The 17,375-nt window shown below is 36.6% G+C and carries 14 protein-coding genes; 5 read left to right on the top strand and 9 right to left on the bottom strand.

Annotated features, from left to right (window positions below):
• Positions 1–14: 14 nt before the first annotated feature.
• Both J4050_RS10080 and J4050_RS10075 read right to left on the bottom strand, forming a co-directional pair.
• Positions 15–899, bottom strand: coding sequence for an ABC transporter ATP-binding protein (locus J4050_RS10080; protein WP_208154459.1), 885 nt, complete (start codon positions 897–899; stop codon positions 15–17).
• Between the two features lie 127 nt (positions 900–1,026).
• Entirely contained in the window at positions 1,027–1,959 is a 933-nt protein-coding gene (locus J4050_RS10075; protein ID WP_208154458.1) for a dihydrofolate reductase, read from the bottom strand.
• Between the two features lie 285 nt (positions 1,960–2,244).
• Here J4050_RS10075 and J4050_RS10070 point away from each other — a divergent pair, with 285 nt between their 5' ends.
• Positions 2,245–2,544 (top strand): isoamylase early set domain-containing protein, encoded by a 300-nt coding sequence (locus tag J4050_RS10070; protein ID WP_208154457.1) that lies wholly within the window; start codon positions 2,245–2,247, stop codon positions 2,542–2,544.
• Positions 2,545–2,596: 52 nt separating this feature from the next.
• On the opposite strand, the gene J4050_RS10065 is transcribed toward J4050_RS10070, so the two are convergent.
• From J4050_RS10065 to J4050_RS10035, 7 genes are all read right to left on the bottom strand, one after another.
• Positions 2,597–3,427 (bottom strand): energy transducer TonB, encoded by an 831-nt coding sequence (locus tag J4050_RS10065; protein ID WP_208154456.1) that lies wholly within the window; start codon positions 3,425–3,427, stop codon positions 2,597–2,599.
• Between the two features lie 6 nt (positions 3,428–3,433).
• Positions 3,434–4,258 carry a thymidylate synthase gene (locus J4050_RS10060; protein WP_208154455.1) on the bottom strand — a complete coding sequence of 275 codons (825 nt, stop codon included), beginning with the start codon at positions 4,256–4,258 and terminating at the stop codon, positions 3,434–3,436.
• Positions 4,259–4,426: 168 nt separating this feature from the next.
• A complete protein-coding gene (locus J4050_RS10055) occupies positions 4,427–5,983 on the bottom strand; it encodes a T9SS type A sorting domain-containing protein (protein ID WP_208154454.1) in 1,557 nt (518 codons plus the stop codon).
• A gap of 15 nt (positions 5,984–5,998) precedes the next feature.
• On the bottom strand, positions 5,999–7,696 hold the full coding sequence (locus J4050_RS10050) for a nucleoside transporter C-terminal domain-containing protein (RefSeq protein WP_208154453.1): 1,698 nt from the start codon (positions 7,694–7,696) through the stop codon (positions 5,999–6,001).
• A gap of 14 nt (positions 7,697–7,710) precedes the next feature.
• Complete coding sequence (locus J4050_RS10045; protein ID WP_208154452.1) at positions 7,711–8,325, bottom strand: bifunctional nuclease family protein; 615 nt, start codon at positions 8,323–8,325, stop codon at positions 7,711–7,713.
• Positions 8,326–8,473: 148 nt separating this feature from the next.
• Positions 8,474–9,436 (bottom strand): electron transfer flavoprotein subunit alpha/FixB family protein, encoded by a 963-nt coding sequence (locus tag J4050_RS10040; RefSeq protein ID WP_208154451.1) that lies wholly within the window; start codon positions 9,434–9,436, stop codon positions 8,474–8,476.
• Between the two features lie 71 nt (positions 9,437–9,507).
• Positions 9,508–10,254 carry an electron transfer flavoprotein subunit beta/FixA family protein gene (locus tag J4050_RS10035; protein ID WP_208154450.1) on the bottom strand — a complete coding sequence of 249 codons (747 nt, stop codon included), beginning with the start codon at positions 10,252–10,254 and terminating at the stop codon, positions 9,508–9,510.
• 296 nt (positions 10,255–10,550) lie between these two features.
• On the opposite strand from J4050_RS10035, the gene J4050_RS10030 reads away from it, so the two are divergent.
• The 4 genes from J4050_RS10030 (at position 10,551) to J4050_RS10015 (ending at position 17,228) form a co-directional block, all read left to right on the top strand.
• Complete coding sequence (locus J4050_RS10030; RefSeq protein ID WP_208154449.1) at positions 10,551–11,528, top strand: pyruvate dehydrogenase complex E1 component subunit beta; 978 nt, start codon at positions 10,551–10,553, stop codon at positions 11,526–11,528.
• Between the two features lie 91 nt (positions 11,529–11,619).
• Positions 11,620–14,130, top strand: coding sequence for a DUF5686 and carboxypeptidase-like regulatory domain-containing protein (locus J4050_RS10025; RefSeq protein WP_208154448.1), 2,511 nt, complete (start codon positions 11,620–11,622; stop codon positions 14,128–14,130).
• 50 nt (positions 14,131–14,180) lie between these two features.
• Complete coding sequence (locus J4050_RS10020; RefSeq protein WP_208154447.1) at positions 14,181–14,708, top strand: inorganic diphosphatase; 528 nt, start codon at positions 14,181–14,183, stop codon at positions 14,706–14,708.
• A 120-nt stretch (positions 14,709–14,828) separates the two neighbouring features.
• A complete protein-coding gene (locus J4050_RS10015) occupies positions 14,829–17,228 on the top strand; it encodes a sodium-translocating pyrophosphatase (RefSeq protein ID WP_208154446.1) in 2,400 nt (799 codons plus the stop codon).
• The last annotated feature ends 147 nt before the right edge of the window (positions 17,229–17,375 follow it).

Here is a 17,375-nt window from a genome sequence, read left to right as displayed (position 1 = left end):
TACAATTTAAAGGATTAAACAAGTACACTGTTGGTGTTGATTTTTGAAAAGAAAACATCCTCTAAATTAGGTGTTACACGTTCAAATCCATTCTCAGGATGCTCGTCACTGTAGATGTGAATTAGTGGCTTACCACCAACCATTTTGTTTGAAATGATTTTGTAATCATTGGCGTATTGTTCTAACTCGGAACGATCGACCATTTTTTGATATACTTTGGAGTTTAGTTCTCCAATAGCGTCTGATGGAGAACCGTGATATACAATTTCACCAAAATTCATAATCGCCATTTTTGTACACAGCTCTCTTACGTCATCTACAATGTGCGTAGAGAGAATGACGATTACCTCTTTTCCGACATCTGCTAATAGATTGTAAAAACGATTGCGTTCACCAGGATCTAAACCTGCTGTTGGCTCATCAACAATAATAAGTTTAGGGTTTCCTATTAAAGCTTGGGCAATTCCTACACGCTGTTTCATACCACCAGAGAAGCCTTTAACGGATTTATTACGCTTATCATAAAGATTGACCTTATTCAATAGATAGTTTACAAGCTCCTTGCGTTCGCTTGTGTTGGATATGCCCTTAAGAATAGCAATGTGCGTTAAAAGCTGTTCTGCGGTTATTCGCGGGTATACGCCAAATTCTTGAGGTAAATAGCCTAATACTTTTCTTAGTTCGGCAGGCTGATTTAAAATATCAATATCATCTAAAGTGGCACTGCCAGAATCGGCTTCTTGCAACGTAGCAAGAGTTCGCATTAGCGTAGATTTACCAGCACCATTGGGACCCAGGAGTCCAAACATACCGTTTTCGAGTTCTAGACTGACGTTGTCTAAGGCTTTTACACCATTAGAGTAGGTTTTAGATAAATTATTGATTTTTAATGTACCCATTGGTTTGATTTTTTAGTTTAGTTATAAAATAAGACGACAAACTAAGCTCTGCGTTACAAGATAACGCAGATTGCCTTTACTAAATTAGACGTTTATCTTAAGCTAATGGTTGCCCAGGGTAAGTTTTTTATGGCCGTACGTAGGTAATAAAGGAGAATGGGTGGGCATGAGACTCATCAGCATCATGTGTAGTGCGCTCTACTTCCTTCCATTGGTTTTCATCAATGTCAGGGAAGAAGGTGTCGGCATCAGGGAAAGATGCATGTACTCTTGTAATTTCTAATTTATCCGCTAAAGGAAGGGCTTGCTTATAAATTTCTCCACCGCCAATAATAAAAGGTTGGTCATCAGATAGAGAGGCGTCTATAGCGTCATCTAAAGTGCTCACAACAATAACGCCATAAGGCGCTTCATAATCTTTTTGTCTTGTAATGACAATATGTGTTCGGTTAGGCAGTGGTTTAGGAAAACTTTCAAAGGTTTTCCGTCCCATAATAATATGGTGCCCATTAGTTAAAGACTTAAACCGTTTTAGGTCTTTGCTGAGGTGCCAAATTAAATCGTTGTTTTTGCCAATAGCATTGTTTTCACCTGCAGCCACAATTACAGTGAGATTAGAGGTCTTTTTTTTTTCATCAGTACCTTCTTTTTCTAATGCCTCATTATAAGCTTGTGATTGAGCAATTTTTGTCTCTTCTTTTAAAAAGTTGGCCTTAAGCTCATCTATACGCTGTTGTTGCTGATTAACTAATTTGTCCAATTGTATTTTCTCCCAGTCTTTTCCCATAAATTTATTTGTGATAAAGACATTGGTAAAATGATAAATAAATAAAAAGAGCCACGCTAAAATGGCATAAACGAACCAGTCTATACCAGCGATAGTAAAATCCTTACCAATTCCAAGAACAGTATTAGCCAAGATTAAAAAAACAGCACCAATCAGAAAAAGAACAAAATGTAAATACAAACGTTTTTTTTGTTTGATACGTTTCTGAGCGTATTCTATGAGTTCAAGCTGCTCTTTATCAATTTTCGAAGTTTGCTTTTTCTTGCCGAACATGGATTGATTTTTACTTTGTAAAGATACCTATTTTTCACTAAAACGTTATCGTAGATGTTTAGTTATCGATATTGTTGGATTCCGAAAACGATATCGTTGATAATCAGTTAGAAAGGCTCTAAAATTTTCTTGAAAATCTTCTAAATTTTATCCTTAAATATTACATTCTTCATTAAAAAGTATCCTCTGTATTAATAAAATGATAATTCTTGCATTTTACAAGAATAAAATAGATGTTATTACTAGAATGTGTTATAATTTTGAACTGTAATTAAATTGATTATTATGGCAATTAAAAAACAATACTTAAAAAGCAAGCCAGTTTGTAAAGTTACATTTTCTGTGCCTGCAGAAGAAGCGAAAAAAGTTGCAGTTGTTGGAACGTTCAATGAATGGAATGAAAAGAAAGCTGTTAAACTTAAGAAATTGAAAAGCGGAACCTTTAAAGGGACTGTTGATTTAGAAAAAGACAATTCTTACGAGTTTAGATATGTTGTTGATGGTACTTACATCAATGATGATCAAGCAGACGCCTATGCATGGAATGATTATGCGGGAGCTGAGAATGGAGTTTTAAATTTATAAGAAAGACTAAAGCTATTAATCTACGAAAGCCTTCGAATTTTGAAGGCTTTTTTTATTGAAAATAAACAGTCATTAACAAGCTAAAAGGAACATCTACAGGTTTTCCATTTTTAGTTCCTGGGGCTTTAAACTTTGGGAGCCGTTTTGCCAAACGTATAGCTTCTATGGCAACAGCTCTGTGATTTGCTTTAGCATTGACATTAGCTACTTTACCCTTTTTTGTAATGGTAAAATCGAGCTGAAAAGAGGTGGATTCTTCAGTTAAAAAAACGCGATCTGCCATTTGGTAATCGAAACTCACCTTAATAAAATCAGTAATTCTTTTTTTAGTACAAGCCTCTAATTCTTTATTACTCAATGTTTCATCGCAACCTCTGTAAATAGGATATCTTTCGCTATTATCCTTTTTGCGATCTAAATTAATATTTAAAGGCAATGAATAGGGCACAATTACAGGTTCGCCACGTTGTAATCCTGGTTTTAATTTAGGTATTAAATTAGTGACCCTTATAGCTTCGTCTTCGAGAAATTTAGCCGGACCCCTTGCTTCAGCCGCAATAACATTTCCTTTGGTATCAATTTTAAAGGTTACGAATACTCTCACCAATCCTACATCTAAATTAGAATCTTCAGGGATTGCAGTGTCAAAGTTATCGGCAAAAAGTTGTGCTACTTTTTGAGACATACACTTCTTTTTATTGGTATTGCCTTTTTTTCTTTCGCAGCCTTTATAAACAGGGACATTTTCAATAATTTCGAAATCCCTCTTATTTGGTCTTTCGGCCTTGTCTATAGAATCTATTTGTGTTTGTGTTATTGTTTGACTTTGGCATAAGCCAAACCAACAAAAACCGAAAACTAACAACTTAAAAGAGTGTTTCATGAAGTCTTAAACAGCAACAGTACCTTTTATATGTGGATGCGGATTATAATCCACTAAGGTAAAATCTTCAAATTTAAAATCGAATATATCCGTAATTTCAGGATTTAAAATCATTTTAGGTAATGGCCTAATATCCCTGGACAACTGAAGTTCTAATTGCTCTAAATGGTTATTATAAATATGGGCATCCCCAAACGTATGGATAAAATCTCCTGGTTGAAAACCACAGACCTGTGCCATCATCATAGTAAATAAAGCATAGGAAGCGATATTAAAAGGAACACCTAAAAATATGTCTGCACTCCGTTGATATAACTGGCAAGACAGCTTACCGTTAGCTACATAGAATTGAAAGAACGCATGACAAGGTGGTAGGGCTGCTTTACCATTTGACACATTTTCCGAAAACGATTTTGAAGTGTCTGGCAATACAGAAGGATTCCAAGCTGATACAAGCATTCTACGACTATCAGGGTTTTTCTTTAGTCCATTTATTACGGCCTTAATTTGATCAATATCCTCACTAGCCCAATTGCGCCACTGATGTCCATAAACAGGTCCCAAATCACCATTTTCATCAGCCCACTCATTCCAAATTCTAACCCCATTATCATTGAGGTATTTAATATTGGTATCTCCTTTTAAGAACCAAAGTAACTCATAAATTATAGATTTAAGATGTAATTTTTTAGTAGTGACCATGGGGAATCCATCGCTCAAATCAAACCGCATTTGATAGCCAAAAACACTTTTAGTACCAGTGCCTGTTCTATCGCTTTTGTCATTACCGTGTTCTAATACATGTTTTACTAAATCGTGATATTGCTTCATAATTAATTACCCTAATTGGGGAACATTGAATTAAATTAAAACCTATTTGGATTGAAATGTTGAACTAGATTCAACAGGTCTAAGGCGAAAATAAATAAAATGATAAATACCATTTACTATTGTTCCAGCTCAGATATTAAAAGTTATTAACGGGTAAGAAATCTTTTGTTATGGCTTAATAATTTTTTTAACACTTATAAGGCCTTTCTTTTGGTCAAAAATTTTGACCAGATATACTCCCGAAGTTAAGTTGGAGATATCTATTTGAGATTTTGTAGTCCTTTGTATTTCATTCCCTAAAATATCCATCAAAACAAGCAGCTCATTTTCCTTGTTGTTCAGAAACACTATGGAGGAACTAGGGTTTGGATATACTGTAATTTTATTCAATGTATCATCTTCAATTGAGAATGTTGGCTCTTTGTTTAGTTTTACAATCCAGGGGTCTATGAAATCTGAATTTTCGTCTTTATCACCATTGACATCAGAAAATGAATGTCCGTAAAGAATATAGCCGTTATCAGTTTCTGCTGCACAAACTAAGTTGTCATTTGCATTTCCACCAATGGTCTCTTGCCAGAGAATAGTTCCGTTATTATCAATTTTTACGGGCCAATAATCGATAGCGCCATTAGAGTCTTTTAGTTTTTCGCCAGAAGTATCTGATTTAGATTGCCCAGCAATTAAATAATTGCCGTCAGTAGTAACCTTTATATCAAAAGCGAAGTCTTCATCGTCTCCACCAATAGTGGATTGCCCTAAAATAGATCCATTTGCAGCGAGCTCAACAATCCAATAATCAAAAGTTCCTCGAGAGTCTTGTGTTTTATCTAGGGAAATATTCGAATCTGAGTAGCCAGCTAAAACGAAATTATCATTATCTAAAATGACCAAATCCCTTAAGATATCAGAAGCGTTTCCACCTATTGTATTTTCCCATTCAATGACGCCTAAATTATCAGTTTTAATAACCCAGAAATCATTAAAGCCACTTACGCCTTCGGATTTATCATCTTCCGCGTCGGAATTAGAATACCCGCCAATAATATAACCTCCATCATTAGTTTGGCCCACTACCGTTGGGATATCATCTCCATTAGAGCCAATGGTATTTTGCCATTGCAGTGTACCAGAACTATTTAGTTTTAACAGCCAAATATCTATCTGACCCTTTCTTCCTTCAGTTTTGTCTCCAGATATACCAGATTCAGAGGAAGCTGAAACAATATAGCCGCCATCATTTGTTAGAGCAATAGCTCGAGCGCTATCGCTATTTGTTCCGCCAATGGTATTTTGCCATTCTATAGTACCTGTAGCATTAATTTTTATAACCCAAACGTCATTCTCGCCGATATTGTTTTCTGTTTTGTCTCCCGAAATATCAGATTTTGAACCACCAGCCAATATAAACCCTCCATCAGTTGTTTCTTGAGCAGAATTAATAAAATCTGATAAAGACCCACCTAAGGTCTCTTCCCATAAAATATCCCCTTGGGCGTCAAGTCTTATGAGCCAAATATCATTTCCGCCATTAGAATTTTCGGACTTGTCACCACTGGCATTAGAGTCAGAAGTCGCCACTACTAAGGAACTGCCATCAGAAAGGGTTAGTGCTGTAAATACAGTATCGAAATCACTGGCATTAATGGTGTTCTGCCATATGATATCTGTAGTTTGAGTATAAGCGATATTGATAAAAAGTAATAGTGCAATAAATGTCTTCATGATTTAACGCGATTTTTAGCCAATAATCATTCCGGCAATAGTTGCAGATAAAAGGGAAGCCAGTGTTCCTCCAATTAAAGCGCGGAGACCAAATTCCGAAAGCGTTTTTCGCTGACCTGGAGCTAAAGAACCAATACCACCGATTTGGATACCGATGGAAGCAAAATTGGCAAAACCACAAAGCATGTAGGTGGCCATGATAACTGATTTTTGATATTTGAGATGGACTGGATTAGCAAGATTCTTAAGTTCAGACAATTGAATGTAACCTACAAATTCACTAGCAGCGAGTTTTATTCCAATCAGTTGGCCCATTAAGGTCATATCTTCTTTTGCAACTCCGATGAGCCACATGAGAGGAGCGAACAAGTATCCTAAAATAAGTTCAAGGGAAAAGGAATTATAACCCGTATTAGCAGCTATCCACGTATTTAGAGTCGTCACATCTCCAACCCATCCAAGAATGCCATTAATCATGGCGATGAAGGCTAAAAACACTAAGAGCATGGCACCTACGTTAACAGCCAGTTTTAAACCTTCTGTTGTTCCGTTTGCAATGGCATCTAAAATATTGGACCCAATAACGTCTTGGCTTACCTCAACATTTTCATTAATTGGGGCTTGTTGTGGATATAAAATTTTGGAGATAACAATAGCCCCTGGCGCTGCCATCACGGAAGCGGTTAATAAATGCTTAGCGTAAAAAATCCGTAAGGCTTCATCTTCGCCACCTAAAAAGCCAATATACGCAGCTAAAACTCCTCCTGCAACTGTTGCCATACCACCAATCATAACTAACAAGATTTCTGATTTGGTCATATTTTCTAAATATGCCTTAATCATTAAAGGCGATTCAGTTTGTCCTAAGAATATATTACCTGCTACACTTAGACTTTCTGCTCCAGATATTTTTAATAGTTTGGTAAGTAACCAGGCCATACCTTTTACAACTTTCTGAATAATACCCAGATAAAAAAGTACAGAGGTTAATGCCGAAAAGAAAATTATTGTTGGTAAAATAGAAACAGCAAAAGTGAGTAACGAGTCCGCAATTTCATTGGTGCTGAAAGATGCAAACAAGAACCGGGTTCCTGCCATTGTAAAATCTAGAATATTAACGAAACCTTTTCCAATAGTTTCAAAAACCGATTGAATAAAGGGAACTTTAAGAACACCAATAGCCAATAGCAGCTGTGCTAATAACCCAAACCCTACGGTACGCCAATTAATGGCTTTTCTGTTTTTACTCAAGATTATGGCAAGTACTAAAAGTACCAACATACCTAATGCTCCTCTACCGAGGCTTTGTAAAGAAAATCCTTGACTTGGGACTATAGTATTCTCTGCAGACACAACTTTTTCATAAGGCTTAAACCTGTAACTAACCCCAGACTCCTTAAACACTAAGGTGGAGTCCGTAAGTTCGGTAATCCTGTAGTGCCTTATTGTATCGTTGGGATGGCTATAATAAAAGAGGAGGAGATTATTTTGGTAAATATAGTCGCCATAAGCTTGTAGGTTATTCTTTGCTTTTAAGCTATATGAAAACTTACCTTTGGCAAGGCTTAAGGTATCGTCTTCAGTAATTTTAAAAAGAGGTTCTTCTGATGCATTTTCTATGGCTTCAAATTGCCAAGTTTTTTCAAGATTCTGAGCGAGAAGAAAATTTATTCCAAATAAGACTGCTAGAATAATCTTGAAAAATTTAATCATAAATGGAATCTTAATTAGCGCTTGGATATTTCATCCCTTATTTTGGCCGCCTTTTCATAGTCTTCATTAGCAACGGCTTCTTCAAGTAATTTATGAAGTTCATCTAAAGTTTTGTCCTTATAACCTTCCTGTTCTATCGCTGCCGATTCAATTTCCTCGGCAATTAAATCATCAACTAAAATACTGTCCTCTTCTTCTTCGTCTTTCTTGGGGTTGACTTTAAGGTAAATACCTGCTTTATCAAGGATATTCTTATAAGTAAAAATGGGAGCTTGAAATCGCAGTGCAAGAGCAATGGCATCGCTAGTTCTAGCATCTATTATTTCCTCGATTTTATCGCGTTCACATATTAAGCTAGAATAAAAAACACCATCAACTAATTTGTGAATAATGACCTGTTTTACAACAATATCAAAACGATCTGCAAAATTCTTGAATAAATCGTGAGTGAGGGGTCTTGGTGGTCTAATTTCTTTTTCTAAAGCAATGGCAATAGACTGAGCTTCAAAAGCACCAATAACTATAGGGAGCTTTCTGTCGCCATCTACTTCATTGAGTATTAAGGCGTACGCACCATTTTGGGTTTGACTATAAGATATCCCCTTTATGTTTAATCGAACTAGACTCATATTATTATACACAAAGAACTGTTTAAATTTGGACTTTACCAACTGCTATTTGCAGATTTGGATATCTTCCCAATACTTTCGATAAATGGTTAAACCGAAACGGGTAATCTAAAATTTAAACAGCCCTTATCTCTTAAAGGTAATAAAATTATGCGTTCTGATCCTTGAATGCTTTTAATTTCTCAGTAAGCTTGGGAACTACCTCAAAAGCATCACCAACAATACCATAATCGGCGGCCTTAAAGAACGGTGCTTCTGGATCGGTATTTATAACCACTTTTACTTTTGAAGCACTAATACCGGCCAGGTGCTGTATAGCACCAGAAATACCTATAGCAATGTAAAGGTTAGTAGCCACCGGCTTTCCGGTTTGTCCAACGTGCTCACCGTGAGAACGCCATCCTAAATCCGATACTGGCTTAGAGCAGGCTGTCGCCGCTCCAAGTACTTCTGCTAAGTTCTCAACTAAGTGCCAATTTTCAGGACCTTTTAATCCACGTCCACCAGAAACAACAACTTCGGCATCTGCAATAGTTACCTTTCCAATAGCTTTATCAACTGATTCTACAGTAACACCAGATTCTGGGAGTGTGGGAGAAAAAGCTTCAACAGATGCTGACCCACCAGATTCTACTAGCCCGAATGAATTATTAGATAGCCCAACAATTTTTTTGTCTGTCGTAATTTTGGTATTGGCAAAAGCCTTGTTCGTAAAAGCGGTGCGCTTCACCGTGAAGGGTGAAAGGTTCGATGGTGTTTCAACGACGTTCGAAACATAGCCTGCCTCTAAGCCAACAGCTAATAGAGGAGCAAGATACTTGCTGTCTGCACTTGAGCTAATTACGATTACGGAGGCATTTTCTTGTTTTGCAGCGGCTTCGATAACCGCAGCATATGTTTTGGCATTGAAAACATCTAAATTGTTGTCTGCAACTTCAAGAACTTTTGATGCTCCGTAATTTCCTAAGCTCTCTAAGTCATTTGCATTTATGGCTATGGCAGTAACATTACTACCCATCTCATCTGCGATTGCTTTTGCATATGATACCGCTTCAAATGCTGCTTTTTTAAATTTTCCTTTTTCTGATTCTGTATAAACTAAAACTGACATATTTTTCTTTCAATTTTTAAATCTCAAATTCCAAATTCTTCAAGGAGATTTTGGACATCGAAATGGGATTATTAAATTACCTTAGCTTCATTGTGAAGCAAGTTCACTAGTTCATCTATATTGTCGGCATCAACTAATTTAACTGCGCCTTTAGGAGCAGGCTTTTCATAGCTCACGGCCTTTGTCTCAGCAATAACATTTACAGGTTCTAATACCGTTAAAGGTTTTTTTCTAGCCATCATAATACCACGCATATTCGGTATTCTTAGGTCACTTTCTTCTACTAAACCTTTTTGACCTCCTATGACTAATGGTAAAGACGTATTAACTGTCTCTTTACCACCATCAATTTCTCTAACTGCTTTTGCGCTAGTTCCTTCAATTTCAAGACTTATACAATTGGTTACAAAGTTTGCTCCAATTAAAGTAGCTAGCATTCCAGGGACCATGGCACCATTGTAATCTATTGACTCACGTCCAGCAATAACTAAGTCGTAGCCACCATTTTGAACAACATTTGCGAGTTGTTTTGCCACTGCAAAACCATCTGTAGCTTCTATATTAACACGGATAGCTGCATCGGCACCTATGGCAAGGGCCTTTCTCAACGTAGGTTCTGTTTCTGCACCTCCAACATTAACGACATCAACACTAGCACCTTGTTTTTCTTTAAACCACATAGCACGGGTTAAGCCAAACTCATCATTAGGGTTAATTACATATTGTACGCCATTTGTATCAAATTTTGTATCACCATCTGTAAAGTTAATTTTCGATGTCGTGTCCGGAACATGACTAATACAGACTAATATTTTCATATATCTAAGTTTTTATTTTTGCGAGCACGAAGATACTTATAATTTTTGAAAAATACTATGCACGCATAATAAAATTTTCTAAAAATGATTGATAAATTGGAGTTGATTACGGATTTAGAAAAGTTGACTGGTTAAACTTGAGGATTTTCTAAAATTTTAGCATTTGATATCATTCTATAAGTTGGAAAATAATAAACGAATTTTTTAACCTTATCATTTTATGATATTATTACTTATATAACTCATGTTAATTTAGTGGCAATTATTATTTTTGCTATTCGACTTAAAACAATAGAATGAAGACAATTCAATTTAGAGAGGCGATTTGTGAAGCCATGAGTGAAGAAATGCGCAGAGACGAAAGTGTTTATTTGATGGGTGAGGAAGTAGCGGAGTACAATGGTGCTTACAAGGCCTCTAAAGGAATGTTAGATGAATTTGGTGCAAAACGCGTTATTGATACACCTATAGCAGAATTAGGTTTTGCCGGCATAGCTATTGGTTCTACAATGACTGGTAACAGGCCTATAGTAGAGTATATGACGTTTAATTTCTCTTTGGTTGGTATTGACCAAATAATTAATAATGCAGCAAAAATTAGACAAATGTCTGGTGGGCAATTTAAGTGTCCTATTGTATTTAGAGGGCCTACAGCATCTGCTGGTCAATTGGCAGCAACCCACTCACAGGCTTTTGAAAGTTGGTTTGCTAATACTCCTGGGCTAAAGGTTATAGTGCCATCAAACCCTTATGACGCAAAAGGTCTTTTAAAATCGGCAATTAGAGATGACGATCCTGTCATTTTTATGGAAAGTGAGCAAATGTATGGTGATAAAGGTGAGGTTCCAGAGGGCGAGTACACCATACCTATAGGTGTGGCAGAAATAAAACGTGAAGGTACTGATGTTACAATCGTATCCTTTGGAAAGATTATAAAGGAAGCCTATAAAGCCGCCGATGAGTTAGCTAAGGAAGGAATTTCATGTGAAATTATAGATTTGAGAACAGTTAGACCTATGGATCGACAAGCCATTCTTAAGTCTGTAAAAAAAACAAACCGGTTGGTTGTGCTTGAGGAAGCTTGGCCCTTTGGAAATGTAGCTACGGAAATCACCTATTTAGTGCAGTCAGAGGCTTTTGATTACCTTGATGCTCCTGTGGTTAAAATCAATACGGCAGACACACCTGCTCCATATTCTCCCGTTTTATTAGAAGAGTGGTTGCCTAATAGTACTGACGTTGTTAAGGCTGTAAAAAAAGTAATGTACAAATAAATAATTCCTAGAATTTTACGTTTAATAAACTTCACTTATAACCTTAGAGTTTATTTATAACTTGGTTATCGGTGAAGTTTGTAGTTTCTATATGAGGTTAAAACTATTCTTTCTTCTTTTTTTGTTCTCGGCTTTTTTGAGTTTTGCCCAAACTAAGGTTAGTGGTTATGTTTATGATGCCAACAATGAACCTGTAGCCTACGCAAATGTATTATTTAAAGGGTCTACAGAAGGTACAACTACAGATGAAAACGGGAAGTTTTATTTAGAGTCCGACGAAAGATGGAAGACCTTGATTGTCTCTTTTATTGGTTTCGAAACTTTAGAAATTCCCTTGCCCAAAAGTGTCAATTACAATTTAAAATTTGTCCTCAATGAGGAGGCCTCTTCATTAGATGAGGTCGTAATTGTAACAGGGAAGCAATCTAAAAAAGCATCAGAAAATCCAGCAATACGTATTTTAAAGAAAATTTGGGAGCGCAAACGGCAAAATGGGCTCAATCAATTTAAGCAATACGAGTATGATCAGTACGAAAAAGTAGAATTCGATCTTAATACTATAGATAGTGCATTGATAAAAAGCAAATTATTTAAGGGAATGGAATTTGTTTTTGAAGAGGTTGACACCTCTAGTGTTACTGGTAAAACCTATTTGCCAATTTTCTTAAACGAGTCCGTGAAGCGCGTTTCTGGAGATAATTTAATCAACAAAGAACGCATTGATTTAGTAGGAAACAAAAACTCTGGGTTTAGTAATAACCAAGTGATTATAGACTTTATTGATGATTTGTATTCAGAATATAATGTCTACGATAATTATCTTAAATTTTTTGACAAAAGTTTTGTAAGCCCTATTGGTCGATCGGGTATTCAAACCTATAATTATGTCTTATCGGATAGTGCCTACATTGACAATAAATGGTGCTACAATATAATTTATTATCCACGCCGAAAAAACGAGCTGACTTTTAAGGGTGATTTTTGGGTGAATGATTCTACCTATGCGATTAAGGAAATAAATATGCAGGCTTCAAAAAGCGCTAATATCAATTGGGTAAAAGAAATATATATTGAGCAAGAGTTCGAGGTTTTAAGTGATTCGGTCTTTCTTATAAAGCGCGATTACTTTTTATCTGATTTTGCGCTTAATAAAAAAGAAGCGTCAAGAGGTGTTTATGGTAAGCGCACTACACTTTACGATAATTATAAGTTCAATGAACAAAAAGACACCAAATTTTATGATAAGGTAGTTTATAATTATGACGAAGACGTTTACAATAGGGAGGAAGAATTTTGGCAGAAGAACCGTTTGGAAGCCCTCAATAAGGACGAAAAAGGGGTATACAAAATGTTGGATACGCTAAAAACCGTTAAGAAATTTAAACGTTTATATAATTTAGGGAGCATTTTAGCCTCCGGATATGTAGAATTTCCAAGTATAAATTTTGATTATGGCCCGATATTCTCAACCTTTGGCTATAATGATGTAGAAGGCTTGCGTATAAGAACTGGTGGGCGAACCTACTTTGGGCCAAATGATTTGTGGCGTTTGGAAGGGTTTGTGGCTTATGGTTTTAAAGACAATAAATTTAAGCATGGAATTTCAGGTAAGTGGCTTTTAGACAAACGGAGCCGATTTATTGTCTTTGGAGGCCATCGCAGAGATATAGAGCAAATCGGTGCAAGTTTAACAAGCTCTACCGATGTTTTAGGGCGTAGTTTAGCGTCCAATGCGGTATTTACAGCTGGCGCTAACGATAAATTATCAGATATAAATTTAACAAATTTTGGTGTCGCTGTAGAACCTTTACGAAATTTGGAAGTCCGATGGGACGGGAGTTTCAGGAGAATTAGTAGTGCTTCGCCCACCTTTAGCTTGGACTTTAACGATCCAAGATCACCAACGGGAGTGTCTTCAGAAGTGTACCAGTTTGAAAGCCGATTTTCCTTAGGATATTTTCCAAAACGCCAAATGACAGGATTTGGTGTAGAGCGTAAGGAAAAGAATGATAATTTTGCTCGTCTTTTCGCGCAGATAACTAAAGGTGACAGGGATTGGTTTAATAGTGATTTTGAGTATACTAAATTGCAGTTCTCTTACATTCAGCCATGGCAGCTAGGTGGTTTTGGTAGGTTAACAAGCTCGGTAGAATTAGGCAAAACATTTGGAGAGGTACCACTTGCCTTGCTAAGTGTGGTGCCTGGTAATCAAACTTATTTCTCAATTTACAACACGTTTCCACAGTTAGATTTTTACGAATTTGTTACAGATACCTATACATCTATGCATTTAGAGCATAATTTTAATGGACGTATTTTTTCTAGAATTCCATTTTTGAAGAAATATAATTTAAGGGCTATTGTAGCCTTAAGAGGTGTATGGGGTGAGCTATCTGATAAAAACATAGCACTCAACACTACGGGAAATCCTTTAGAGTTTCCGTTAATTGCCCCAGACTCTAAAGTGTATTATGAATATAGTTTCGGCGTGGCCAATATATTTAAGGTACTCCGAATAGACCTTAACTTTAGAGGAAATTATCTAGATAATCCCGGTGCCAGAAGATTTGGTATAACAGGAAGTTTCGGGTTTTATTTTTAAATACTTAAGTCGGGCTTAATTTATATCTTCGTAGTTCTAAAAGTAATTCCATGGCAAACAAAGACATTTTAACCTTTGATGTATTGATTGAAATTCCCAAGGGTAGTCGTAATAAATATGAATACGATTTTGATTTGAAGAAAATTAGATTTGATCGTATGCTATTCTCTTCAATGATGTATCCTGGTGATTACGGATTTATTCCTGAGACCCTAGCCTTAGATTCCGATCCTCTAGATGTTTTGGTTTTGGGTCATGAGCCAACCTTTCCTATGTGTGTTATGGAGGTAAAACCAATAGGTGTATTTCATATGGCAGACGAAAAAGGCCCAGATGAAAAAATTGTGTGCGTACCTATATCAGATCCTATTTGGAGCTTAAAAGAAGATATCTCTGATTTAAATCCACATCGCTTAGATGAGATTACACATTTTTTCCAGGTTTACAAAGATTTAGAAGAAAAGAAAGTTGACGTTGGAGGCTGGGGAAATGCCGATGAAGCCAAAAGTATTGTACAAAAATGTATAGAACGGTACCAAAATAGTGACCACAAGACCAAAGGTAATTTTATGATTTAATTCAAGACAAAATATCACAATAAAGAGCCCTTTTGCATTGCTTGTAAAAGGGTTTTTCTATTAACATTCAATTCACTACTTTTGCCCAGCTAAATATCAAATCAAACTAAATACTTTAATATGGAATCTAACATAATTTTTATCCCAATGGCTTTAGCAGTTCTAGGATTGCTATTTATGTTTATTAAAATGTCATGGGTTAAAAAGCAACCAGCAGGAAGCGAAAAAATGCAAGGAATTTCTAAGGCGATTAAAGAAGGTGCTCTTGCCTTTCTTAATGCAGAATACCGTCTTCTATTAATTTTCGTAGTTATAGCATCAGCTGCATTATTTGGAATTTCACAAATGGTTGATACCACTAGTGTAATGATTATACCAGCCTTTATTATAGGAGCAGTCTTTTCTGCATTAGCTGGCAATGTTGGTATGCGTGTTGCTACTGAAGCTAATACTCGCACTGCTGAGGCGGCAAAAACAAGTTTGCCACAGGCATTAAAAGTATCCTTCGGTGGTGGAACTGTGATGGGATTGGGTGTTGCAGGATTGGCCGTGTTAGGTTTAAGTTTATTATTCTTTATTTTCTTAAGTCAATTTATGACTGAAGGTGGAGATTTTTACGCAGATATGACGGTTGTTCTTGAAACTTTAGCCGGTTTCTCATTAGGAGCAGAGTCTATCGCTTTATTCGCCAGAGTAGGTGGTGGTATTTATACCAAAGCTGCTGACGTTGGTGCAGATTTAGTCGGTAAGGTAGAGGCTGGTATCCCAGAGGATGATCCTCGAAATCCTGCAACCATTGCTGATAATGTTGGAGACAATGTCGGAGACGTTGCTGGTATGGGAGCGGATTTATTCGGTTCTTACGTAGCTACAGTACTTGCTGCCATGGTATTAGGTAATTATGTAATAAAAGACATGTCGGCGACAACACAGTTCACTGATGCTTTTAATAATATGGGACCAATATTGTTACCATTGGTAATTGCAGGTGTTGGGATATTAGCCTCTATACTTGGTACGTTCTTAGTTACGATATCTAGTAATGATGCTAAAGAATCTCAGGTTCAAAAAGCATTAGATACTGGTAACTGGGTGTCTATAATAATAACGTTAATTGCAAGTTGGTTCTTAATCCGTTGGATGTTACCAGAAACATTAACCATGAATTTCTTTGGTGAGGGAGCGAAAGCGATTCCTTCTCGTCACGTGTTTTACGCTGCAATGATTGGACTGGCTGTTGGTGCATTAATCTCTATGGTGACAGCCTATTACACCTCATTAGGTAAAAAACCTGTAATGGATATTGTTAGAAATAGTTCTACGGGAGCAGCCACTAATATTATTGCTGGTTTAGCAGTAGGTATGAAATCTACATTTCTATCCGTTATTCTTTTTGCCGCTGCTATTTTTGGATCGTATGCCTTAGCAGGATTTTATGGTGTCGCCTTAGCAGCCTCTGCTATGATGGCTACTACTGCAATGCAGCTCGCAATTGACGCTTTTGGCCCGATTGCAGATAATGCAGGTGGTGTTGCCGAAATGAGTGAATTAGAGCCTCACGTGCGTGAGCGTACAGATATATTAGATTCTGTTGGTAACACAACTGCCGCAGTAGGTAAAGGATTCGCTATTGCATCCGCTGCCTTAACAGCTTTAGCTTTGTTTGCTGCTTATGTAACCTTTACAGGAATTGACGGAATTAATATCTTTAAAGCTGACGTATTGGCGATGTTATTTGTGGGAGGTATGATTCCAGTAATTTTCTCTGCACTTGCCATGCAATCTGTTGGTAAAGCTGCGATGGAAATGGTACAAGAAGTACGTCGACAGTTTAAAGAAATTCCTGGAATCATGGAAGGTACAGGAACGCCAGAATATGCAAAATGTGTTGATATTTCAACGCAAGCCGCATTAAAGGAAATGATATTACCAGGACTTATAACTATTATAACACCAATTCTTATCGGATTAGTTTTTGGAGCTGAACCTCTAGGCGGATATATGGCCGGAGTATGTGTTAGTGGTGTTATGTGGGCCATCTTCCAGAATAATGCTGGTGGTGCCTGGGATAATGCTAAGAAATCATTCGAGGCAGGCGTAGAAATTAATGGAGAAATGACTTACAAGGGTTCAGATGCACATAAAGCTGCAGTCACTGGAGATACGGTTGGTGATCCATTTAAGGATACATCAGGACCTTCAATGAACATTCTTATTAAACTAACTTGTTTAGTAGGGTTAGTGATTGCTCCAATTTTAGGAGGTCATTCTGAGACAGGATTAGCAGCAAACGATGAACAAGAGATAAAGGTTGAAATGGCTATTAGTTCTGACGATATGGCTAAGGCAACCATCGAGTATAAGATTATGGAAAACGGAGTTGAAGTATTGAAAACTGAAACTTTTGAAGGGACTGAGAAAGCTGTTGAAGAGAAAATAAAGGCTTTTGAGAAGAACCTAGAAAACAGTACTGATAATCTTAAAATTGAGATAGATAAAATAGAGGTTACAAAAAGTTAACCTATTTTAATATCTAAATAACACTCTTAACATAAGCACCTCATTGAGGTGCTTTTTCTTTTACTTTATAATAACGAGAGATTTACCTTACTCTAGGATTGGCAATTTAATTTTATGGATCGAAATAATCCAACATTTTAAAAACCA

The organism is Winogradskyella pelagia (genome assembly GCF_017581965.1).
Lineage (GTDB): Bacteria > Bacteroidota > Bacteroidia > Flavobacteriales > Flavobacteriaceae > Winogradskyella > Winogradskyella pelagia.
The sequence above is the reverse complement of the archived record's forward strand: the minus strand, read 5'-3'. Positions and strand labels throughout refer to the sequence as shown.

Excerpts from the sequence above, each read along its gene's own strand:
- J4050_RS10050 (WP_208154453.1), bottom strand. The coding sequence starts at position 7,696 with ATGATTAAATTTTTCAAGATTATTCTAGCAGTCTTATTTGGAATAAAT.
- J4050_RS10070 (WP_208154457.1), top strand. The coding sequence starts at position 2,245 with ATGGCAATTAAAAAACAATACTTAAAAAGCAAGCCAGTTTGTAAAGTT.
- J4050_RS10040 (WP_208154451.1), bottom strand. The coding sequence starts at position 9,436 with ATGTCAGTTTTAGTTTATACAGAATCAGAAAAAGGAAAATTTAAAAAA.
- J4050_RS10045 (WP_208154452.1), bottom strand. The coding sequence starts at position 8,325 with ATGAGTCTAGTTCGATTAAACATAAAGGGGATATCTTATAGTCAAACC.
- J4050_RS10030 (WP_208154449.1), top strand. The coding sequence starts at position 10,551 with ATGAAGACAATTCAATTTAGAGAGGCGATTTGTGAAGCCATGAGTGAA.
- J4050_RS10025 (WP_208154448.1), top strand. The coding sequence starts at position 11,620 with ATGAGGTTAAAACTATTCTTTCTTCTTTTTTTGTTCTCGGCTTTTTTG.
- J4050_RS10065 (WP_208154456.1), bottom strand. The coding sequence starts at position 3,427 with ATGAAACACTCTTTTAAGTTGTTAGTTTTCGGTTTTTGTTGGTTTGGC.
- J4050_RS10080 (WP_208154459.1), bottom strand. The coding sequence starts at position 899 with ATGGGTACATTAAAAATCAATAATTTATCTAAAACCTACTCTAATGGT.
- J4050_RS10075 (WP_208154458.1), bottom strand. The coding sequence starts at position 1,959 with ATGTTCGGCAAGAAAAAGCAAACTTCGAAAATTGATAAAGAGCAGCTT.
- J4050_RS10055 (WP_208154454.1), bottom strand. The coding sequence starts at position 5,983 with ATGAAGACATTTATTGCACTATTACTTTTTATCAATATCGCTTATACT.
- J4050_RS10035 (WP_208154450.1), bottom strand. The coding sequence starts at position 10,254 with ATGAAAATATTAGTCTGTATTAGTCATGTTCCGGACACGACATCGAAA.
- J4050_RS10020 (WP_208154447.1), top strand. The coding sequence starts at position 14,181 with ATGGCAAACAAAGACATTTTAACCTTTGATGTATTGATTGAAATTCCC.
- J4050_RS10015 (WP_208154446.1), top strand. The coding sequence starts at position 14,829 with ATGGAATCTAACATAATTTTTATCCCAATGGCTTTAGCAGTTCTAGGA.
- J4050_RS10060 (WP_208154455.1), bottom strand. The coding sequence starts at position 4,258 with ATGAAGCAATATCACGATTTAGTAAAACATGTATTAGAACACGGTAAT.